The 21,140-nt window shown below is 71.6% G+C and carries 20 protein-coding genes and 1 tRNA gene; 11 read left to right on the forward strand and 10 right to left on the reverse strand.

Annotation, left to right across the window (positions count from 1 at the left end):
• Nucleotides 1-46: 46 nt before the first annotated feature.
• Together CCR97_RS21740 and CCR97_RS21745 are read right to left on the reverse strand one after the other, a co-directional pair.
• On the reverse strand, nt 47-958 hold the full coding sequence (locus CCR97_RS21740) for a bifunctional helix-turn-helix domain-containing protein/methylated-DNA--[protein]-cysteine S-methyltransferase (protein ID WP_111356030.1): 912 nt from the start codon (nt 956-958) through the stop codon (nt 47-49).
• Between the two features lie 10 nt (nt 959-968).
• Complete coding sequence (locus CCR97_RS21745) at nt 969-1,526, reverse strand: DUF2244 domain-containing protein (protein WP_111356028.1); 558 nt, start codon at nt 1,524-1,526, stop codon at nt 969-971.
• Between the two features lie 108 nt (nt 1,527-1,634).
• Here CCR97_RS21745 and nth point away from each other — a divergent pair, with 108 nt between their 5' ends.
• The 4 genes from nth to CCR97_RS21765 all read left to right on the forward strand — a co-directional run bounded on the left by nth (nt 1,635) and on the right by CCR97_RS21765 (nt 4,023).
• On the forward strand, nt 1,635-2,411 hold the full coding sequence (nth, locus tag CCR97_RS21750) for an endonuclease III (RefSeq protein ID WP_111356036.1): 777 nt from the start codon (nt 1,635-1,637) through the stop codon (nt 2,409-2,411).
• A gap of 210 nt (nt 2,412-2,621) precedes the next feature.
• Nucleotides 2,622-3,017, forward strand: coding sequence for a fluoride efflux transporter CrcB (gene crcB, locus CCR97_RS21755; RefSeq protein ID WP_111356026.1), 396 nt, complete (start codon nt 2,622-2,624; stop codon nt 3,015-3,017).
• Nucleotides 3,018-3,027: 10 nt separating this feature from the next.
• Nucleotides 3,028-3,375 (forward strand): DUF190 domain-containing protein, encoded by a 348-nt coding sequence (locus CCR97_RS21760; RefSeq protein WP_111356024.1) that lies wholly within the window; start codon nt 3,028-3,030, stop codon nt 3,373-3,375.
• Between the two features lie 63 nt (nt 3,376-3,438).
• Complete coding sequence (locus CCR97_RS21765) at nt 3,439-4,023, forward strand: NAD(P)H-dependent oxidoreductase (protein ID WP_111356022.1); 585 nt, start codon at nt 3,439-3,441, stop codon at nt 4,021-4,023.
• A 128-nt stretch (nt 4,024-4,151) separates the two neighbouring features.
• Here the strand turns inward: CCR97_RS21765 and CCR97_RS21770 are convergent, their stop codons facing one another.
• The gene (locus CCR97_RS21770) at nt 4,152-5,849 is read right to left on the reverse strand and encodes a formate--tetrahydrofolate ligase (RefSeq protein WP_111356020.1); all 1,698 of its coding nucleotides are present in this window, start codon (nt 5,847-5,849) and stop codon (nt 4,152-4,154) included.
• A gap of 250 nt (nt 5,850-6,099) precedes the next feature.
• Nucleotides 6,100-6,176 (reverse strand) — tRNA-Met (locus CCR97_RS21775).
• A gap of 98 nt (nt 6,177-6,274) precedes the next feature.
• On the opposite strand from CCR97_RS21775, the gene CCR97_RS21780 reads away from it, so the two are divergent.
• From CCR97_RS21780 to CCR97_RS21790, 3 genes are all read left to right on the forward strand, one after another.
• Nucleotides 6,275-7,210 carry a CHAD domain-containing protein gene (locus CCR97_RS21780; protein ID WP_201159840.1) on the forward strand — a complete coding sequence of 312 codons (936 nt, stop codon included), beginning with the start codon at nt 6,275-6,277 and terminating at the stop codon, nt 7,208-7,210.
• 250 nt (nt 7,211-7,460) lie between these two features.
• Nucleotides 7,461-7,910, forward strand: coding sequence for an MgtC/SapB family protein (locus CCR97_RS21785; RefSeq protein ID WP_111356016.1), 450 nt, complete (start codon nt 7,461-7,463; stop codon nt 7,908-7,910).
• A 114-nt stretch (nt 7,911-8,024) separates the two neighbouring features.
• On the forward strand, nt 8,025-9,734 hold the full coding sequence (locus tag CCR97_RS21790) for a C1 family peptidase (RefSeq protein WP_111356014.1): 1,710 nt from the start codon (nt 8,025-8,027) through the stop codon (nt 9,732-9,734).
• 36 nt (nt 9,735-9,770) lie between these two features.
• On the opposite strand, the gene CCR97_RS21795 is transcribed toward CCR97_RS21790, so the two are convergent.
• From CCR97_RS21795 to kce, 3 genes are all read right to left on the reverse strand, one after another.
• Nucleotides 9,771-10,181 carry a GlsB/YeaQ/YmgE family stress response membrane protein gene (locus CCR97_RS21795; protein WP_201159841.1) on the reverse strand — a complete coding sequence of 137 codons (411 nt, stop codon included), beginning with the start codon at nt 10,179-10,181 and terminating at the stop codon, nt 9,771-9,773.
• A gap of 160 nt (nt 10,182-10,341) precedes the next feature.
• Nucleotides 10,342-12,138 carry a potassium/proton antiporter gene (locus tag CCR97_RS21800; protein ID WP_201159842.1) on the reverse strand — a complete coding sequence of 599 codons (1,797 nt, stop codon included), beginning with the start codon at nt 12,136-12,138 and terminating at the stop codon, nt 10,342-10,344.
• A 284-nt stretch (nt 12,139-12,422) separates the two neighbouring features.
• Nucleotides 12,423-13,403, reverse strand: a complete 981-nt coding sequence (gene kce, locus CCR97_RS21805) for a 3,5-dioxohexanoate:acetyl-CoA acetone transferase (RefSeq protein WP_111360000.1) — start codon at nt 13,401-13,403, stop codon at nt 12,423-12,425.
• 249 nt (nt 13,404-13,652) lie between these two features.
• Here kce and CCR97_RS21810 point away from each other — a divergent pair, with 249 nt between their 5' ends.
• A complete protein-coding gene (locus CCR97_RS21810; RefSeq protein ID WP_111360002.1) occupies nt 13,653-13,931 on the forward strand; it encodes a hypothetical protein in 279 nt (92 codons plus the stop codon).
• A gap of 200 nt (nt 13,932-14,131) precedes the next feature.
• Here the strand turns inward: CCR97_RS21810 and CCR97_RS21815 are convergent, their stop codons facing one another.
• A complete protein-coding gene (locus CCR97_RS21815; RefSeq protein WP_244670604.1) occupies nt 14,132-14,443 on the reverse strand; it encodes a hypothetical protein in 312 nt (103 codons plus the stop codon).
• Nucleotides 14,444-14,804: 361 nt separating this feature from the next.
• Here CCR97_RS21815 and CCR97_RS21820 point away from each other — a divergent pair, with 361 nt between their 5' ends.
• Nucleotides 14,805-16,466 (forward strand): EAL domain-containing protein, encoded by a 1,662-nt coding sequence (locus CCR97_RS21820; RefSeq protein WP_170146096.1) that lies wholly within the window; start codon nt 14,805-14,807, stop codon nt 16,464-16,466.
• 221 nt (nt 16,467-16,687) lie between these two features.
• Here the strand turns inward: CCR97_RS21820 and phaR are convergent, their stop codons facing one another.
• Complete coding sequence (phaR, locus tag CCR97_RS21825) at nt 16,688-17,299, reverse strand: polyhydroxyalkanoate synthesis repressor PhaR (RefSeq protein ID WP_111359756.1); 612 nt, start codon at nt 17,297-17,299, stop codon at nt 16,688-16,690.
• Nucleotides 17,300-17,780: 481 nt separating this feature from the next.
• On the opposite strand from phaR, the gene CCR97_RS21830 reads away from it, so the two are divergent.
• Nucleotides 17,781-18,956, forward strand: a complete 1,176-nt coding sequence (locus CCR97_RS21830; protein WP_111359757.1) for an acetyl-CoA C-acetyltransferase — start codon at nt 17,781-17,783, stop codon at nt 18,954-18,956.
• Between the two features lie 205 nt (nt 18,957-19,161).
• On the forward strand, nt 19,162-19,926 hold the full coding sequence (locus tag CCR97_RS21835) for a class I SAM-dependent methyltransferase (protein WP_111359758.1): 765 nt from the start codon (nt 19,162-19,164) through the stop codon (nt 19,924-19,926).
• On the opposite strand, the gene CCR97_RS21840 is transcribed toward CCR97_RS21835, so the two are convergent.
• Nucleotides 19,923-20,642 carry a glutathione S-transferase gene (locus tag CCR97_RS21840; RefSeq protein ID WP_111359759.1) on the reverse strand — a complete coding sequence of 240 codons (720 nt, stop codon included), beginning with the start codon at nt 20,640-20,642 and terminating at the stop codon, nt 19,923-19,925. The genes CCR97_RS21835 and CCR97_RS21840 overlap by 4 nt on opposite strands.
• Nucleotides 20,643-21,140 lie beyond the last annotated feature (498 nt).

Genomic DNA, 21,140 nt, shown 5'->3' on the forward strand with positions numbered 1-21,140 from the left:
GGGAATTCTTGCGCCGCCCGGCATTGTTGCCGGTGCCGAAAGCCGCTCACCCCTCGCGCTGGCCGGTCTCCCAGCCGAGCATGGCGCGCTTGCGGGTGATGCCCCAGTGGTAGCCCGTGAGGTCGCCGCTCTTGCCGACCACGCGATGGCACGGCACCACGAAGCTCAGCGGGTTGCGGCCGACCGCAGCGCCGACGGCGCGGGCGGCCTTGGGCGAGCACACCGTGCCGGCGACGGTCGAGTAGGTGGTCAGCCGGCCGAGCGGGACGCGCAGCAGCGCCTCCCACACCCGCACCTCGAAATCGGTGCCGATCATCACGATGCGCAGCGGCCGGTCGGCCCGCCAGAGGGCGGGGTCGAACACCCGGCGGGCGAGCGCCGTCGTGCCGGCCTGGTCGCGCACGTAGGTCGCGTTCGGCCAGCGCGCCTGCATGTCGGCGAGCGCCGCCGCCTCGCCGCCCTGGTCCGCGAAGGCGATGCCGGCCAGCCCGCGGCTGGTCGCCATCACCAGCGCCGAGCCGAACGGCGACGGGTGGAAGCCATAGTCCAGCACCAGCCCGGCGCCGCCCGCCTTCCATTCGCCCGGCGACATCGCCTCGTGGGTGACGAACAGGTCGTGCAGCCGCCCCGGGCCCGAGTAGCCGACCTCGTAGGCCGCATCGAGCACGCTCGCCGATTCGCGCAGCAGTTTTCGCGCATGGTCTAGCGTCAGGGCTTGAAGGAAGGCTTTCGGCGTGAGCCCGGCCCAGCGGCGGAACAGCGCCGTGAGGCCGTCGGTCGACAGGCCGGCCGCGTGCGCCACCGCCTCGATGTCGGGCTGCTGCTTCCAGTGCTCCGAAAGAAACGCGATCGCGCGGCGGACGCGGTCGTAGTCCTCGGCGGCGCGGTCGAGCGCCGCGCTCCGGGTGCGGACCGGGGGTCGCACCTCGACGGGATCGGTCAGGATCATGGTGCTCATGATCGCGAGCCTACGGCCCCGACCCGGGGGGATCCACCCGATTTCCGGGCGCCTCGGGCGCAACGTCCGGGAAGGTGGTGCGGGTCGGCCCGCGCCGCGCCTCGTTCAGGGCCGCCGCCAGGGCGGCGGCAAAGCCATCGCGCTCGACCGGCGACAGCCAGGAGCCGACCACCAGCCGCCGGCCCTGCGACACCAGCGCGATCCGCAGCAGGCCGAAGTCCGGGTCGACCTCGCGGTCGAGCCGCGCCCACACCGGGTTGAGGGTCCATTCGGCGGTCAGGCCGGTGTGGCCGACCCGCCGGATCGTGACGGCCGACGGCGTCACCACGATCTGCTCGCAGGCCGCCGCCCGCCGCGTGTTGATCCGCAGCGCCCAATAGACGAGCGCGACGTCGAGCCCTAGAAACCCCGAGACCGGCCAGGCGCCCGCCGCCAGGAAGACGAGCCCGAGCACGCCGCTCGCCGCGGCGACGAGCAGGACCACGGCCCGGACGCCGGCCCGGCCGAGCGAGCGATGCGGCGTGACGACGGCCGAGAACAGGATCGGCTCGGAGGAGGGCGACTCCATGGGCACCGGGGGTTCTGCACCGTGCGGCTCGCGGCCGACGGCGCGGCGGTTTCTGCGACGGCCGCGCCTTGCCGGGCGGCCTTTCTCGACGACACGGGTGACGCGACCATGATCCGCAAGCCGTCTGCCGGCGGACTTCAAGCAAGCCGCAAGCGCAAGGCCGCGGTCAAGGGGGCCGCCGGCGCCGCCTCGCCCGCGAAGGGCAAAGGCCCCGGCAAGGCGAAGGCCCCGGCGACGCTCGGCCCGGCCGAGATCGAGGAGATCTTTCGCCGGTTCGCGGCCAGGAACCCGGAGCCGAAGGGCGAGCTCGAGCACATCAACCCGTTCACACTGCTGGTCGCCGTGGTGCTGTCCGCCCAGGCGACCGATGCCGGCGTCAACAAGGCGACGCGCGCTCTGTTCCAAGCCGCCGACACGCCCGAGAAGATGGTCGCGCTCGGCGAAGAGAAGGTGCGGGACTTCATCAAGACGATCGGCCTGTTCAACACCAAGGCCAAGAACGTCATCGCCCTGTCGCAGCAGCTGATCGCCGAGCACAACGGCATCGTCCCGTCGACCCGCGAGGCACTGGAGACGCTGCCGGGCGTCGGCCGCAAGACCGCGAACGTGGTGCTCAACATCGCCTACGGGCAGGAGACCATGGCGGTCGACACCCACATCTTCCGGGTCGGCAACCGCACCGGGCTGGCGCCCGGCAAGACGCCGCTCGAGGTCGAGACCCGGCTCGAGGCGGTGGTGCCGAAGCCCTACCGGTTGCACGCCCATCACTGGCTCATCCTGCACGGCCGTTACACCTGCACGGCGCTGAAGCCGCGCTGCCCGCTCTGCCCGATCGCCGATCTGTGCCGCTGGCCGGACAAGACCGCCTCAGTGCCGCCGCCGTAAACACACCGGTCATTCCGGGCCGCGCGCGGCAGCGTGCGGACCCGGAATCCAGTCCGGAGCACGGCGTGTGTCGCTGGATTCCGGGTTCCGGCCTTCGGCCGGCCCCGGAATGACGGCGCTGCGATGTCCGTTGCGTACGTGCATGGTTGCGGGCGCGGCGCCGCGGCGCTACGCCAGCAACGGCGGCGGGTTTTCGGCTCGGAACGACGGATGGCTTATCTCTGGATCGCGATCGGCAGCGCGCTCGGCGGCATGGCGCGCTTCTGGTGCTCGGGCGTGGTGGCCCGCCTGATCGGCGAGACGTTCCCCTGGGGCACGCTCACCGTCAACGTGGTCGGGTCGTTCGTGATCGGCTTCTTCGCCGTGATCACCGGGCCGGACGGGCGCTTTTTGGTCGGCACGCCGGTGCGCCAGTTCGTGATGGTCGGCATCTGCGGCGGCTACACGACCTTCTCGTCGTTCTCGATCCAGACGCTCGACCTGATGCGCGACGGCCAATGGCTGGAGGCCGGCGGCAACGTGGTCGGCTCGGTCGTGGCGTGCCTTCTCGCCGTCTGGGCCGGCGCCGCGCTCGCCACCGCCTTCAACACGATGCGCTGGATATGAGGAGCCTGCCATGCGAGTGCCGCGCGATGCCGTGCTTCTGAGAATCTTCGTCGGCGAGGACGACAAGCTCGACCGCACGCCGCTCTACGAGGCGATCGTGCTGAAGGCGCGCGAGCACAAGCTCGCCGGCGCCACGGTGCTGCGCGGGCCGCTCGGCTTCGGCCATTCCTCCGTGCTGCACACGACCAAGATCCTGCGGCTCTCGGCCGACCTTCCGCTGGTCATCGAGATCGTCGACGCGCCCGAGAAGATCGACGCGTTCCTGCCCGTGCTCGACGCCATGATGCCGTCCGGCCTGGTGACGATCGAGAAGGTTCAGGTCCTGCAATACGGCGAGAGCCGCAACGGGACGACGTGAGGGGCGCGCCCGCGCCCGGATGTTGGATTGATGTGCTTGGAATGATGTGTTTGGAATGACCTCATGCGCGTTCTGGTGATCTACTGCCACCCGGTCGAGACGAGCTTCAACGCCGCCGTGCATGCCCGCGTGGTCGAAAGCCTTCGCGAAGCCGGCCACATGGTCGACGATTGTGATCTCTACGCCGAAGGCTTCAGCCCGGTGCTGAGCCGCGAGGAGCGGCTGAACTATCACGACACCGCCGTCAACCAGGCGCCCGTGCAGGGCTATGTCGACCGGCTGCAGGCCGCCGAGGCGCTGGTGCTGGTGTTCCCGGTGTGGTGCTTCGGCCTGCCGGCGATGCTGAAGGGCTGGTTCGACCGCGTGCTGATGCCGGGCGTCGCCTTCGACATCAGCGACCCGGCCAACGTCAAGCCGGCGCTAACCCATCTGAAGCGCATCGCCGCCGTGACGACCTACGGACGGCCGCGCTGGACCGCGCTCCTGATGGGCGATCCGCCCCGCAAGGTGATAACACGCTATCTGCGGGTGCTCTCGGGTGGCCGTGCGAAGATCACCTACCACGCGCATTATCACATGAACGTCTCGACCGACGCGACCCGCGCCGCGCATCTGGAGAAGGTGGCCAAGGTGATGGCGGGGATTTGAGCGGATCCGGAGCGTCTCCTTCGTCATGGCCGGGCTCGTCCCGGCCATCCACGCTCTTGCGCGGCCTGCGGCCGCTTCGTGGATGCCCGCGACAAGCGCGGGCATGACGGCTCAGGGGTTCGCGGCGCTCAGAACAACCCGATCATCCGCCCGTCGGGGAGAACGTCGATCGCCTCGGCGGCGGGGATGCGGGGCAGGCCCGGCATCGTCATGATGTCCCCGCAGATGGCGACCACGAAGCCGGCGCCGGCGGCGAGCCGCACCTCGCGCACATGCACGATGTGTCCCGCCGGCGCGCCCTTGATCTCGTGATTGGTCGAGAAGCTGTACTGGGTCTTGGCGATGCACACCGGAAGGCTGCCGTAGCCCATTGCCTGGAAGCCGGCGAGCTGCTCGGCGACCGGCGCGTCGAGGGCGATGTCGTTGGCGTGATAGATCTCGCGCGCCACCGTGCGGATCTTCTCCACCAGCGGCATGTCGTCGGGATAGAGCAGCTTCAGCTTGCTGCGCCCACTCTCCGCCGCCCGCACCACGGCGCGGGCGACGTCGACCGCGCCCTTGCCGCCCTCGGCCCAGTGGTCGGCCACGTAGGCCTCGACGCCGAGCGCCGCGCAGGCGTCGCGCACCAGCGCGATCTCGGCCGCCGTGTCGGCCGAGAAGCGATTGATCGACACCACCGGCACCAGCCCGAATTTTTTGACGTTCTCGACATGGCGTCGCAAGTTCGAGAGGCCCTCCTCGAGCGCGTCGAGGTTTTCGTGGCGGAGATCCTCCTTCTTCACACCGCCGTGCATCTTCAGCGCCCGCACGGTCGCGACCAGCACGACGCAGTCCGGCGCGAGGCCGGTCTTGCGGCATTTGATGTCGAGGAATTTTTCCGCGCCGAGATCGGCCCCGAAGCCGGCCTCGGTCACCACCCAGTCGGCGAGCTTGAGCGCCGTCTTGGTGGCGATCACCGAGTTGCAGCCGTGCGCGATGTTGGCGAACGGGCCGCCGTGCACGAAGGCCGGCGTGCCCTCCAGCGTCTGCACGAGATTCGGCGCCAGCGCTTCCTTCAGCAGCGCCGTCATGGCGCCGTGCGCCTTCAGGTCGCGCGCCCGGATCGGCGTCTTGTCGCGCGTCTGCGCCACGACGATGTCGCCGAGCCGCGTCTTCAGCTCGGCGAGGTTCTCGGCCAGGCAGAAGATCGCCATCACCTCGGAGGCGACCGTGATGTCGAAGCCCGCTTCGCGCGGAAATCCGTTCACGGCGCCGCCGAGCGAGCAGACGATGTCGCGCAGCGCCCGGTCGTTCATGTCGAGCACGCGCCGCCAGGTCACGCGGCGCGAATCGATGCCGAGCCCGTTGCCCCAGTAGATGTGGTTGTCGATCATGGCGGCGAGCAGATTGTGGGCCGCCCCGATGGCGTGGAAGTCGCCGGTGAAGTGGAGGTTGATATCCTCCATCGGCACCACCTGGGCATAGCCGCCGCCGGCCGCGCCGCCCTTCTGGCCGAAGGACGGGCCGAGGCTCGGCTCGCGCAGGCACAGCATCGCCTTCTTGCCGATGTGCACGAGCGCATCGGTGAGACCGACCGTGGTCGTCGTCTTGCCTTCGCCGGCCGGCGTCGGGGTGATGGCCGAGACCAGGATCAGCTTGCCCGAGGGGCGGTCCTTCAGCGCCTCGACGAGGTCGAGCGACACCTTGGCCTTGTACCGGCCGTAAGGCTCGAGCTCGTCCGCCGCGATCCCGAGCTTTTCGCGCGCCAGCGCGACGATGGGGCGCTTGGGGGCGTCCTGCGAGATCTCGATGTCGGATTTCGGGGCGAGGTGCTGGGAGGGCGGCATTCCGGAACCCTGATGCGACTGCGGCGGCCGATACCTACAGGAAGTCGCGACGCGCGTCGAAGCCCGCCGCGGCACACGGTCCCGCCTACGCCCGCGCAGGGCGCTAAAAAACTGTCATGTCGGGCGTTTAGCGTGTCGATTCAGGAGCGGCGGCCGGCCGCTCCTGCGCAAGGATCCCGCGCATGAAAAAACCCGCCGACTCGGACGAGTGGCGGGCGGGTGTCCTGCGATGTAAGATGCGTCGGAAGGTTGGTTGCGGGGGCAGGATTTGAACCTGCGACCTTCAGGTTATGAGCCTGACGAGCTACCGGGCTGCTCCACCCCGCGCCAAGGACCGGACGACGTCGTCGCCGGCGCGGGGCTTATGTAGCAACCTCGTCGGGGAATGGGAAGCCCAAGTGGGACAGAATTTGGTACTTTCGAGCATGGCTCGGATGCCGAACGGCTCCGACCACAAGGACGCGTCGTCCGGCGGGGTGCATGTCCCGGATGTTCTGCGTGAAATCGCCCGCGGGGCGCTCACCGAAGCCCGCACCGCCATCACCGACCCGAACCTCCCGGAAGCCGAGGCGATCCACGATTTCCGCAAAGGGATGAAGCGCTGGCGCGCGCATCTGCGCCTCGTCGAGCCGTTCCTCGGCGACGAGGGCAAGCGGCTGCGCACCGAGGCGCGCGACCTCGCCCGCCTGCTCGCCGGCGCGCGGGACGCCCAGACGGCGCGCGACGCGCTGGAGGATCTCGGCAAGCTCGACGAATCGGCGCGCGAGACGACGCCGTTGCTCTCGGATCGCAGCCTCGCCACCGTGACGGCGCGGCTCGACGCGGTGCGCACGCAGGCCGAGGGGGTCTCGCTCACGCCCGACACCCGCCGGCAGATCGACGAGATCCTGCTCGCCGCGACCGAGGGGGTGAAGTACTGGCCGATCGGCCATCTCTCGTTCCGCGACGTGGCGACCGAGCTCGCCGGCCACTACGCCCGCGCCCGCAAGGCGATTCCCGACGACTGGCAGACCAGCCATCCCGAGACCCTGCACGAGATGCGGCAGAAGGTGGTGATCCACCGCTACCAGATGGAGATCGTCGCGCCGCTGTGGCCGCGATTCGGCGAGTTCTGGATCGGCGAATCGCAACGCCTGCGCGATCGGCTCGGCCACCACCAGGATCTGATCATCCTGGCCGGCTTCACCGAGCCGCACGGGCCGCTGGCGCCGTGGCGCTCGCGCCTCGTGCCGCTGATCGCGGCGCGCCGGGCCGAGCACGTCGCCGTCGCCGCGCGGCTCGCCGGCCGGCTGTTCGCCGATTCGCCGCGGAGCTTCCGCCGCCGCCTGCTCGCCTTGTGGGAGCACCGCGTGCCGCAGTGACGCTCCGCGTGCCGCGGTGACGGCCCCCTCGCGGCCCGGTGCGCGCCGCCCCGCGCCGGCATCGCGCTGCCCCGGAACGCCGCGGTCCCGAGTCTCGTTACCTCCACGGCCCGCAGGGTCGCGGCGGCCTGCGGCCCGGCCTTCGTCCCGGGGAGGCCGGCGATTCCACGCGCGGCCCGGAGGCTCTCACCTGGACGGCGCTCTCGCACCCTACGGATTCACGTTCGACCCGCTCGGCACACTCGATGTCGTGCTGCGGCTCGGCGCCGCGACGCTCGCCGGGCTGGTCATCGGCTTCAACCGCGGTCTCCGCAACAAGCCGGTCGGCATGCGCACCCTCGCGCTGGTCGCGCTCGGCGCCGCGACCGTCGCGGTCGGCGCCCTGCAGGTCGAGGGCATGCTCGGCCATCCGGATGCGGCGAGCCGGGTCGTCCAGGGCGTCATCCAGGGCATCATGACCGGCATCAGCTTCGTCGGCGCCGGCGTCATCCTGCGTGATTCCGAGGCCGGCCGGATCAAGGGGCTGACCACCGCGGCGACCGTGTGGATGAGCGCCGCGCTCGGCATCGCCTGCGGGCTCGGCGGCTGGCGCACCGCCGCGATCGCGCTGGCCCTCGCTCTGTTCGTCCTGGTGGTGATCCAGTGGATCGAGCGGCTGACCGGCGGGAGCGACGGGGACGACAACGCCGAGGCGACGTGAGTCCGGCCGTCGCGGGGGTTCGATCGAACCGGCGCCGGCTTCCGCGACACCTTCGCGTGGGGATAGAGTGACGGGCCGGACGGTCCGGTCCGGCGTCCCACTCCGGCGGTCCGCATGCCTCGCGCCACCCACAGACTCCAGCCCCCCGCCCGCAGGACGGTCGTCCGGCTGCCGCAGGCCTCTCCGTGGCCCGTCTCGGCGGCCCTCCTGGCCGTCTTCGCTGCGGGCCTGCTCGGCCCCGGTGTGGCCGTGGCCCAGTCGGCGCCGCCGCCGGACCCGCTCGACACCGTCTACGCCAACGGCGACGCCCCGATCGACGAGGCGACCAAGCGCAGCCTCGCCACCACCGAGATGTTCCGGGCGTTCCTGCCACTGTCGGTCGATCTCTCCGGCAGCATGCCGCTGCCCGGACGGCAGGGAAAGCTGCCCTCCTGCACGGCCTGGGCCGTCGCCTATGCGGCGCGCAGCTATTACGTCGCGACCGCCGAGGGGCGCGACGTGCGCCAGGCCGCGAACGTGCCGAGCCCGGCCTATGTCTATCACCTCGCCCGCACCCAGCAGGATTGCACCGGCACGAGCTTCGTCCGCAACATCGACGTCCTGCGCCGCGGCGCGCCGTCCCTGGCGTCCTATCCCTATGCCGACCAGTGCACAGCGCCGCCCGGGCCGGGCGTGACCGGGCGCCCCGGCGAGTTCCAGGTGCGCGGCTATCGGCGCATCGACCTCGCCCGCATCGACGATGTGAAGGGCCAGCTCGCGCTCTCCAACCCGGTGCTGATCTCGTTCGCCGACAGCGTCGCGTTCCAGAAGCATCGCGGCGACGGCGTGTTCGCCGAGCCCGACTTCACCGGCCCGCGCGGCTGGCACGCCATGACGCTGACCGGCTACGACGACCGCCGCCAGGCGTTCCGGCTGATCAACTCGTGGGGGACCGGCTGGGGCGACCGCGGCTATGCGTGGATCGGCTACGACACGTTCCGCCAACGTGTGCGCGAGGCCGGGATCCTGGACGTCGAGCGGTCGGTGCGTCCGCCCCCGCCGCCGCCGGTCGCGCCCGTGCCGTCGCCGCCGGTCACGCCGCTTCCGCCACCCGGCCCGAAGCCCGGCCCGACCGTCCAGCCCCTGCCGCCGCCCGTGCCCCCCGCCGGCCAGGTCGTCGCCGCCGACCTTCCCGAGCTGCGGCGGCTCGCTTGCGCCAAGGTGACGGCGCGGCGCGACGCCGGCCGCACCCTGCTGTCCGGCTTCGTCGCCTCGACCGACGATCTCGACACGGTCCGGCGCGCCGCCGCGTCACGCCCGGGCTTCGCGGTCGGCGAGATCGTCGTCGCGCCGTGGCCGCAATGCGAGGCGCTGCAGACGCTCGACGACGCGCTCGACGTCGCCGACCGGCCGACCGTCGACATCGGCGGCCGTGCCGTGCTGCGCGACGGCGACCCCCTGCGCATCGCGGTGCGCACGCCGAGCCGGCCGCGCTATCTGTATGTCAGCTACGTCCAGGTCGACGGGTCGCTGGTGCATCTGGTGCAGCCGCGCGACGGCAATCCGGCGCCGGCCGAGGCGAGCCGCACGCTCGTTTTCGGCGACGGCTCGGACGGGCGGGCGAGGGCGACCGTGAGCGCCCCGTTCGGCCGCGAGATGATCATCGCCATCGCCTCGACGACGCCGCTGTTCCCGCGCGCCCTGCCGACCCGGCAGACCGAGCGCGAGTATCTCTCGGCGCTGCGGCGCGCGCTGCTCGCCCAGCCGTCGGCCTCGGCGGCGGGCGCGACGCCCGGCCGCGACGTCGCCGCGACCGTGCTCAGCCTGGAGACGCGCGGCCGCTGACGTTCCGCCCGCCGGCCTTGCGAGCCGGGATGACGATCAGGTGTCGCGCATCCACAGCCGCGAGCGCTCTTCCTCGCTGATCCGCGGCGCCCTGACCGTCAGCAGCGGGGCGCGGCGCGCGGGTCGCTCGCCGGGCGGCAGCGGACGCCCCTCGGCGTCGGCGCGCGGCTCCACCTGCGAGGCCCACACGTCGGCCAGATAGCGGGCGCCGGCGACCACGATCGCCGCGCCGACCAGGGCCACGGCGAGCAGGGCGAGCTCCGAGCCGTCCGGCCCGAGGCCGAGACGCGGCGCCGCGAAGGCGCCCGCGAAGGCCCCGACCAGGCCGGCGACGACGTCGGCCGGAAGGCCGAAGCCGGTTTCGGAGGAGGCGACCTGGCTGGCGAGCCATCCCACGGCGGCGCCGATCAGGGCGACCATCACGAGGGTCTCGAACGGAAGGTTCATCGGGGGTTCTCCGTGACTGAACGCGACGACCGAAGGGTTGTTATGAGCACCCGGAGTTACGAAGACCCCAACGTCGCCGTCCCGGCGACGTTCCGCAACGCCGGCCGCGCCGACGCGACGGCATGCCGCGGCGCCGCGTCGAACGAGGCGCTGCCGCGCGTCACGGCTCCAGCACGCTGCGCGCGAGGGCGCGGGCCCGGGCGATCCAGCGGGCGAGTCGCGGCCGGCGTCCGCGCGGCTCCGGGTCGGGCTCGGCGAGCCGCAGGCCGACCCGGGTGACGCGCCCGCCGGCCTCGGCGCTGACCACCAGGGCGATGGCACCGAGCGGCACCACGTCGCCCGGATGCGGCGGATGGCCGAGCGCCTCGGCGATGTGGTCGGCGAGGGTGATGTCGCGATCGGCGACCGCGATCTCCAGCCCGTAGATCTCGGCGAGCGCCCCGAGCGGCACGTCGGCGGCGACGAAGAAGTCGCCGAGCAGGCGCGGATCGGGCGCCGGCGGCGGTGGCATGTCGACGAAGAAGCGGTCGAGCGCCTGCGCCTTCTCGGGCGGCGCGAGCAGGTAGATGTGGTCGCCGGGCTTGATGGCGCCGGCCTCGACGGCCGACAGCACGCGGCTCTCGCGCACCACCAGCACGGGCTTCGCCCAGGACGGCACGATCTTGCGGCGCAGATAGGGGTTGCTGGCGCCGACGTGGTAGCCGACCAGCTCCTGCTCGAGCTGGCCCGGCAGGTCGAGTTCGACCCGGCGCGGCGCCGGCTCGGCGCGCGGCAGCGCGATGCGCAGGAGCTTGGCAGCCGGCGCCAGCGTCCAGCCCTGCACCAGCAGCGACACCAGCACGACGACGAATCCGATGTTGAAGTAGAGCTCGGCGCGCGGCAGTCCGACCAGGAGGGGGATCGAGGCGAGGAAGATGCCGACCGCGCCGCGCAGGCCCACCCACGAGATGAAGGCGCGCTCGCGCCAAGTGAACCGGAAGGGGGCCAGGCAGAGAAACACCGCGACGGGCCTCGCGACGAACATCAGCGTGGCCGCGATGGCGAGCGCCTGCAGGCCGTGCGACAGCAGCCGCTCGGGCCAGGCGAGCAGGCCGAGCAGCACGAACATGGCGATCTGGGCGAGCCAGGTCGCGGCGTCGAGGAACACGATGATGGTGTTGTGGGCCCGGGTCGGCCGGTTGCCGATGATCAGCCCCGCCAGATAGACGGCGAGGAAGCCGGAGGCGTGGGCGGACTGGGCGAGCCCGAACACCGTGAGGGCCGCCGTGGTGACGAAGGGCGCGTGCAGGCCCTGCGGCAGCGCCAGACGATTGAGCGCCAGCACGGTGGCGCGGCCGCCGAGCAGGCCGAACGCGGCGCCGCCGAGCCCCTGGCCGACGAGGCTCGCGAACACGGCCGTCCACGGCCGGTCGCCCATCACCAGGAGCTCGACCAGCAGCACGGTGAGGAAGATCGCCAGCGGGTCGTTGGTGCCGGACTCGATCTCGATGGTCGCGGCGACGCGCGGCCGCAGGCGCAGGCCGCGTCCGTGCAGCAGGAAGAACACGGCGGCCGCGTCGGTCGAGGCGACGACGGCGCCGACCAGCAGCGCCTCCAGCCAGTTGAGCCCGAGCACCCAGACGACGACCGGCGCGGTCAGGGCCGCGGTCAGGAACACGCCGATCGAGGCGAGCGTGAGGGACGGCGCCAGCACGCTGCGGAAGGTCGCGAAGCGGGTGCGCAGGCCGCCGTCGAACAGGATCAGGGCGAGCGCCACAGAGCCGACCGTGTAGGCGAGCCGGACGTCGTCGAAGCGCAGGCCGCCGGGGCCGGATTCGCCCGCCGCCATGCCGACCAGGAGGAAGACGAGCAGCAGCGGGGCGCCGAAGCGCAGCGCGACGAGGCTCGACAGGATGCCGGCCAGGACCAGAACAGCGCCGAGCAGGATGGAGAGACTGACGGTGTCGAGTGAATCCATTCTTGCGCGCGCGCACGTCCTACGGTCGGGAAGGGCGAGCCGTCACGATACGGGCGTTCGCGCCGCGGGGCCAGCGCGAGATGGGGGGCGCGCTGCCGCCGTCGTTCCTGGGTGGCGCCCCTGGGACCTGCCTTCGCTTCGGGATTCCACAATGCGTCGCCACACACGCAAGCGTCATGCGCGGGCTCGACCCGCGCATCCATCTCCTTCGGGAAAAGCACTCTGTCGCAGGAAGATGGGTCGCCGGGTCGAGCCCGGCGACGACGTCGAGGGGCGCCGCCTCCTCAGAACCCGACCTTGTCGCCGCCTTTCAGCGCGAGGATCTGGCGAGCCTCGTCGGGCGTCGCGATCTCGAGGCCGAGGCCCTCGACGATCTGGCGCACCTTGGTGACCTGCTGGGCGTTGCTCTCGGCCAGCTGGCCGGGGCCGATCCACAGCGAGTCCTCCAGGCCGACCCGGACGTTGCCGCCCTGCGCCGCAGCGATCGCGGCGGTCGGCATCTGGGCCCGGCCGGCGCCGAGCACCGACCAGCGATAGGTGTCGCGGCCGAGCAGCCGGTCGGCGGTCCGCCGCATCATGGCGATGTCCTCCGGATGCGTGCCCATGCCGCCGAGAATGCCGAACACCGACTGCACGAACAGCGGCGGCTGAACCAGGCCGCGCTCCAGGAAGTGGGCGAGATTGTAGAGGTGGCCGATGTCGTAGCACTCGAACTCGAAGCGGGTGCCGTTGTCGCGGCAGGTCGCCAGCACGAACTCGATATCCTTGAAGGTGTTGCGGAAGATCAGATCCCGCGTGCCCTCCAGATAGGCCGCCTCCCAGTCGTGCTTGAACGTCTTGAAGCGGTTCAGCATGGGATAGAGAGCGAAGTTGAACGACCCCATGTTGAGGCTGGCGAGCTCGGGGCTGTGGACCGCCGCCGGCCGCACCCGCTCCGACACCAGCATGGTCGGGGCGCCGCCCGTCGTGATGTTCACGATGGCGTCGCAGCCCGCCTTGATGGTCGGCAGGAACTTGGCGAAGGCCTCGGGCGACTGGTCGGGCCGGCCGGTTTCCGGGTTGCGGGCGTGCAGGTGGACGATGGCGGCGCCGGCCTTGGCGGCACCGATCGCCGACTGCGCGATCTCGTCCGGCGTCACCGGCAGGTGGGGCGACATCGACGGCGTGTGGATGGCGCCCGTGATGGCGCAGGAGATGATCACCTTGTTCTTCGGTGCGGTGCTCTTCGGAGTGGTCGCGCCACTGGCCGCGGTGCTGGCCGACATTCTGTGTCTTCCTCGGTTGATGCGTTCTGGGACGGCGACGTCCCGGTCTCCCCGGCGCACGCGGCATGTTGGTCGTCTTGTCGTGGGCCGCGTCCCCCGAGGGCGAGCTTACATGGTTCGGCCGGCCTGACCAGAGCCGGTGTGAGGTCCCTCACACAGCCCCCGGGGCCGCCTGAACGCGGCGTTTCGAGGCGGCGACACATGGACAATCGCGGCGGCCGCCGCGTCCCAGCCGAAGGAGAGACCACGATGTCGTTCAAGACCAAGCTCGCCGCCGCCGCCCTCGCCGCCGTCACGCTCGCCGGCGCCGTCGCCGCCTCGACCGGCGAGGCCGCCGCCAAGCCGAAGTTCGGCCCGGCCCTCGGCTTCGGCCTCGTCGCCGGCACGGCGATCGGCCTCGCCGCCGCCTCGTCGGCCTACGCCCACCCCTACGGCGGCTACGGCTATTACGGCCCGGCCGGCTGCCGCTGGGTGCCGGTGCACAACTACTACGGCCAGTATGTCGGCTCGAAGCGGGTCTGCTGGTGATCGCATACGTCGTCGGCCGCCACCGGGACCGGCGGCGGCCCGCGGCAGACTGGTGGGATCGTCCCGGACGCGTTCCCCACGCCCCCCGCGGCACGCTACAAGCCCGGACGATCCTCGAGGCCCGCTCGGCTCCCCCCGCCGGCGGGCCTTTCCGGTTGCCGGCGGTCGCCCGGCGGACGCGGCCGCCGCGGGGGCGGCTGTCAGGCCGTGACGGCGAGGCGGCGCGGCGCGGCCGCCGTGGTGGCGCGTCGGGTGTCGCCGTAGGCGGCCTGCGCCTCGTCGGGCGCGGCGCGGCGCAGCTCGCGGGTCTGCGGCAGGCCGCGATTGGTGGCGATGAGCTGGGCGACGAAGCCGGCGAGGCTGCGCCCGGCCGGCCGCGGCGGCGGATCGCGGGTCACCGGGACGAGGGCGCGGCTCGGCAGCTCCGGCGCCGCGGCGGGCGTCTCGGCGTCGCGCCGGCGGTTGTCGCGCAGCACGGCGGAGAAGTGCGAGACGCTCTCGATCGGCCGCATCGTCGTGGTCCTGCTGCGAAACGGTCCTGTTGCGAAACAGGACAGGGCTCTGTCGCTCCCTTCGACAGCGCAACGCTCGTGCCGGCGGCGGGTTCGGCGGCGCGACCGCGATGCCGGCCTCCGCCCCCGTTCACCGGGCGGCCCCATGTTAGCACTTGCTTAACCATTTCCCGATAGGCTGACGCCCACGCCGCTCGTCCGTCTGTTGGCCAGTGACAATCCGAGAAGCGATTCCGACGTGACCCGAAACGAGACGCTCGCCTGCCCGCAACCGGGACATCCGGCTGCGGACGACCCGGTGTCGCCGCCCGGCGCCGCGTCGACGGCCTGCCCGCGTGCCCTCGATGCGTGCGGTATCCTGATGTCGATCGGCGACGTGCCGTATGTGTGGGACGTCGCCACCGATCGGCTGCGCTGGGGCGACAACGCCGCCGACGTGCTCGGCGTCACTGATGCGGCCACGATCGCGACCGGCCGCGACTTCGCCCGGCTGCTGGCGCCCGACAATGCCGAGACCCGGTTCGACGCGGTGATGCGCTCCGGCGCGACGGACGGCGGCCACGGGGTTCCGTTCTCGGTGCAGTATGCGCTGGTCCTGCCCGGCCGGCCGGACGAGCCCTTGTGGGTCGAGGATGTCGGCCGCTGGTTCGCGGGCTCGCGCGGCGAGCCGTCGCAGGTCCACGGCATCGTCCGGGTGATCACCGAGCGGCGCGCCCGCGAGGAGCGGCTCGCCTATCTGTCGCGCTTCGACGACCTCACCGGCGAGATGAACCGCTGGCACATGACCGAGGTGCTGGCCGCGACGGTCGAGGAGACGGTGCGGTATCGCGCCTCGTGCGGCTTCCTGCTGCTCGCCATCGACAATGTCGGCCGCATCAACGAGGCCTACGGCTACGAGGTCGCCGACGAGGTGGTCGCCGCGGTCGCCAAGCGGCTGCGCGCCCGCATGCGGGGCGGCGACCATCTCGGCCGCTTCTCCGGCAACAAGTTCGGCATCATCCTCAAGCAGTGCACGCCCGACGACATCAAGGTCGCGGCCGAGCGCCTGCTCGCCGGGGTGCGCGACGGCGTCGTCCAGACCAAGGCCGGGCCGGTCGCCGTGACGGCGTCGGTCGGCGGCGTCACGGTGCCGCGCCACGCCCGCTCGGTGCGCGACGTGCTGGCCCGCGCCAAGGAGGCCCTGGAGGCCGCCCAGGCCAAGCGCAACGGCTCGTTCCACGGCTACCAGCCGAACGTCGAGCGCGACGCGCTGCGCCGCGCCAGCGTGCGCACCTCCGACGAGATCATCACGGCGCTCAACGACCGCCGCATCGACATCGCCTTCGAACCGGTGATGCACACCGGGTCGCGGGTGCCGGCCTTCCACGAGTGCCTGATGCGCATCCGCCGCTCCGACGGCGCGCTGATCCCGGCCGGCGAGGTCGTGCCGATCGCCGAGCGGCTCGGGCTGATGCGGCTGCTCGACCATCGCGTGCTCGAGCTGGTGCTCGATGCGCTGCGCCGCATGCCGCGGCTCGTCGCCAGCGTCAACGTGTCGCCGGCCTCGACCAGCGATCCCGACTGGTGGGAGGCGCTCGCCGCCGGCCTGCGCGGCCGGCCCGCCCTGGCGCGGCGGCTGATCATCGAGATCACCGAGACGGCGGCGATCCACGATCTCGACGAGACCCGCGGTTTCGTCGCGCGCGCGAAGGATCTCGGCTGCCGGGTGGCGATCGACGACTTCGGCGCCGGCTACACGTCGTTCCGCAACCTGCGCAAGCTCGGCGTCGACATCGTCAAGATCGACGGCGCCTTCGTGCAGCATCTGACGCGCTCGGAGGACGACCGCGCCTTCGTGCAGACGTTCCTGGATCTGGCCCACCGGCTCGGCCTGGAGACGGTCGCCGAATGGGTGCAGGACGAAGAGTCGGCGGCGCTGCTCGCGTCGTGGGGCTGCGAGTATCTGCAGGGCCGCCTGACCGGCCTCGCCACCACCGAGCCGCCGTGGCCGAGCGTGACGGACTGCGGCGCGGCGGCGAGCTGATCACGTCGCGAACAGCGAACAGCGAGTAGCGAGTAGCGAGTAGGGTGGGCAAGGCGCCGCACGCGCCGTGCCCACGCGGCATCGCCGTGTCCGCTCGACGATGTCTCCGACGCCGCGGGACTCCGCGCGACGTCGCCGGAGTCGACCGCGGGGGCACGGCGCGCCTGCGGCGCGCCGTGCCCCCTGCGATCTGTTCGAGAGTGGCGCCGGCCCGCGCCGCGTCAGCTCGTCGCGCCCTTGTCCTTCTCGGACTCGCTGAGGCGCTCGAGGCGCTTCTGCATGTCCTCGAGCTGACGGCGCAGCGCCTCGATCTCGCCGGGCTGCGCCTCGGCCTTGTCGGACCTCTCGGCCGCCGGCTCGGCCTCGCCCGTGTCGGTGCGCCGCGCGAAGGGCGTGAACATGGTGAAAGCGCGCTGGAACATCTCCATGTTCCGCCGCACCTGCTCCTCCACGGTGCCGAAGCCGCCGACGCCCCAAGTCTGGGTCATCTGGTCGCGGAACTTCGACTGCTCGCGCGAGAACATGTCGAGCGAGGACTCGAGATAGCGCGGCACCAGCATCTGCATGCTGTCGCCGTAGAAGCGGATGAGCTGACGCAGGAACGCGATCGGCAGCAGGTTCTGGCCCTGCTTGCCCTCCTGCTCGAAGATGATCTGGGTGAGCACCGAGCGCGTGATGTCCTCGCCCGTCTTGGCGTCGTAGACGACGAAGTCCTCGCCCGACTTCAACATCGCGGCGAGATCCTCGAGCGTGACGTACGTGCTCGTACCGGTGTTGTAGAGGCGCCGATTGGCGTATTTCTTGATGATAACCGGGGCTTCCGACTTGGCCATGGCGCTGTCGCTCTGCAACTGGGATGTCTGTAGGCGCGTCCTGTAGGATCGTCCTGTAGATCTCGGTGCGGAAAGTCTTCTGCGCGTGCTCCAATTTGAGCTCGGGGTCCAAAAAATAGGCGAAATCTTCGGCGTCGGCTACCGTTTTGTGTGAGCATCCGCAAAAAGCTCGGAGGCCGGCTCCGCCCCATCGCACCGCCGTGCGCCCGCGTCCCGGGCGGCGGCGCGAGCCCGCCGACGGGCGGCCGGACAGCCGCGACGCCGCGGCGTTCGGGTGTCACCCGTTCGGGTGGCATCAACGATTGTCGAGGTGAGCGCCGCTGTGCCAAGCTCTCCGCCGGCCGTACCGGGGTGTCCGGAGGCTGTCGCAGACAACCGATAATCGAGGTCGCGAGAGAACGGGGCCCGCGAGACCACGCGGCGCGCACGGCGGGGAGTCGCCGCTGCGGCCGTCCTTCTGGAAACCAGGGAGCTTTCGAACATGGCAGACGACATCGTCATCGTCGGTGCGGCGCGCACGGCGGTCGGCAATTTCAACGGTGCGTTCAGCACCCTCCCGGCCCACGAGCTGGGCAAGATCGCCATCAAGGCCGCGCTGGAGCGCGCCGGGGTCGAGGCGAAGGACGTCAACGAGGTGATCATCGGCCAGATCCTGGTCGCCGGTCAGGGCCAGAACCCGGCCCGCCAGGCGTCGATCGGCGCCGGCATCCCGGTCGAGGCGCCGGCCTGGGGCATCAACCAGCTGTGCGGCTCGGGCCTGCGCTCGGTGGCGCTCGGCGCCCAGCAGCTCCTCGACGGCGGCAACAGCGTGGTGGTGGCCGGCGGCCAGGAGTCGATGACCCTGTCGCCGCATTTCGCCTATCTGCGCAACGGCGTGAAGATGGGCGGGCTCGAGCTGGTCGACACCATGCTGCGCGACGGCCTGTTCGATGCCTTCCACGGCTACCACATGGGCGTCACGGCCGAGAACGTCGCCAAGAAGTGGCAGATCACCAAGGCCGAGCAGGACGAGTTCGCGGTCGGCTCGCAGAACAAGGCCGAGGCGGCCCAGAAGGCCGGCAAGTTCAAGGACGAGATCGTCCCGGTGACGATCAAGTCCAAGAAGGGCGACACCGTCGTCGACACCGACGAGTTCCCGCGCCACGGCGCCACCATCGACCAGATGGCCAAGGTGCGCCCGGCGTTCGACAAGGAAGGCTCGGTGACGGCCGCCAACGCGTCCGGCATCAACGACGGCGCCGCCATGGTGGTGCTGATGCGGCGCAGCGACGCCGAGAAGGGCGGCCACCCGATCCTCGCCCGCATCGCCTCCTGGGCACATGCCGGCGTCGACCCGGCCATCATGGGCACGGGCCCGATCCCGGCCACCCGCGCGGCGCTGGCGAAGGCCGGCTGGAAGCACGAGGACCTCGATCTGGTCGAGGCCAACGAGGCCTTCGCGGCGCAGGCGCTCGCCGTCAACAAGGAGCTCGGCTGGGACACCTCGAAGGTCAACGTCAACGGCGGCGCCATCGCGCTCGGCCATCCGATCGGCGCGTCGGGCACCCGCGTGCTGGTGACGCTGCTGCACGAGATGGCCAAGCGCGACGCCAAGAAGGGCCTCGCCACGCTGTGCATCGGCGGCGGCATGGGCATCGCCATGTGCATCGAGCGCTGACGGCGCGCGACGGCTGAAGTTCCCGGGGCGGCTCGCCGCCCCGGTCACGATCCGGGCGGGCCCGGCGCGAATCGGTCACCGTTTCGGCGATCTCGATTTGCGTTCGGGCCCGCGCCGCGTTTTGATCGCCCCGCCGCCGCCCGGCATCGCCGGAGCACGCCGAACGCCCGGTCGTCCGCCGCACGAAAAGTCAGTCACCCGTCCCATGTCGCTCGACGTCGTCGACCTGCGAAACTTCTACGCCCAGCACCTCGGGACGGTGGCGCGCCGGTTCGTCGGCCGGGGCATCCGGTCGCGCTGGACCGACACCCGCGGCCAGCGGGTGCTCGGCATCGGCTATCCGACGCCCTATCTCGGCCTGTTCCGCGAGCATGCCGAGCGCTGCCTCGCCTTCATGCCGGCCCAGCAGGGGGTGGTGCGCTGGCCGTCGGCGCGGCCGACGCTCGCGGCGCTCGTCGAGGAGTACGACCTGCCGCTCACCGACGCCGCGGTCGACCGGGTGCTGCTCGTCCACGCGCTGGAGATGGCCGAGGACGGCCTGTCGCTGCTGCGCGAGGTGTGGCGGGTGCTGGCGCCGAGCGGCCGCATCCTGGTGGTGATCCCCAACCGCCGCGGCCTGTGGGCCCGGATGGACACGACGCCGTTCGGCTACGGCCGTCCCTATTCGCGCACCCAGATCGTCCACCTGCTGCGTGAATCCTCGTTCACGCCGACCTCGTGGGGCGAGGCCCTCTACATGCCGCCGATCGGCAGGCGCTGGTTCCTGCGCTCCGCCGTCGCCTGGGAACGCACCGGCGCGACGCTTGCGCTGCCGTTCGCCGGCGTCCACATCGTCGAGGCGACCAAGCAGGTCTACCGGGCCGCCGCGGTCCGCCGCGAGAAGCGCCGCCTGGTGCCGAGCCTGGAGCCGGCGCTCGAGCCGATGCCGGGCGCGGTGGCGCGGGTGCGGTGGGCGTCGGACGCCCGCTAAGGATCGAGCTCCGGGTAGTGCCGGAAGATGCCCATCTGGTTGAACGGGATGCGGCGCTCGGAGGCGAGATAGGCGGCGATCCGCGGCCGCGCCGCCACGGCGTCGCGCAGGGCGACGACGCGCGGACTCTTGCGCTCCTGCCGCTTCATCGTCTTCGGGAAGGCGAAGCGCAGGCCCTCGACGGCCTGGAACAGCGACAGGTCCGCATAGGTGACACGGCGTCCGCCGAGCCACGGCCCGCCGCTGCGCTCCAGCACGGTCTCGCACCAGCCCAGGAACTTCGGGATCCGCTCGTTGCGAAAGCTCTCGGCGCGGCGGGCCGCCTCCGGCTTCTGGTCCTCGTAGTAGAGGCTCGAGGCGATCGGATGGTGGGTGTCGTGCGCCTCGACGACGAGGTCGGCGAGCGTGAGCTGGATCTGGTGGACCCACAGGCGGCCGGACTCGGTCTTCGGTGCGAGGCCGTGACGGTCGCCGAGGAACAGGAGGATGGTGGCGGTCTGGCCGATCAGCAGCCGGCCGGCGCGGAGAAACGGCGGGGCGAAGGGCGGATGCGGCACGCTGTCGCCGTCGATGAGGGCCAGCATGGCCGGCACGCCGCCGTCGGGCTCCGGGCCGCGGGCGACGTCGTCGTAGGGGACGCCGGCCTCCTCCAGCGCGAGGCGGACGAACTCGCCGCGCCCCTGGATGGTCGGCCAGTAGTAGAGCGCGTAGGGCATTCGACTCCTCCTCCGACCGGCGGTTCCGCCGTGCCTCCGTCAACGCGCTGGCAGGACCGCCGTTTCGGCCGTCCGCCGCACCCGACCAGACTTGCCTGCGACATTCAGGATGTCGCGCGAAACTCGACCATCCGCGGGTCACGATGTTGCGCTAGGGCGGTTGCGGCCGTATCTCAGGGCCACTGTTCCGATCGGAGGTCCGGCGCCCCCGCCCGGTCGTATCTTCCGACGCGACGAGGCGTCGCGGCACGCGACGACGCGTGACCCCCGACGGCACGAGTGACGGCATCCGGACCGCGCGTCGCGGTTCCGGAGCGATTTGGACGGCCGCGAGCCATGGACGACCGGCGGATGGACGACCGCACGAAGCTTCTGCATTCGCTGTCGATCGACCGCGGCCCGGCGGCCGAGGCGCCGCGTCGCCGGCTGTGGCCCGTGCTGGTCGGCGGCGTCGCGGTCGGCCTCGCGGCGGCGGCCGGCATCGTGGTCTATCTCGGA

The sequence above is a fragment of the Rhodoplanes elegans genome (genome assembly GCF_016653355.1).
Taxonomy (GTDB): Bacteria; Pseudomonadota; Alphaproteobacteria; order Rhizobiales; family Xanthobacteraceae; genus Rhodoplanes; species Rhodoplanes elegans.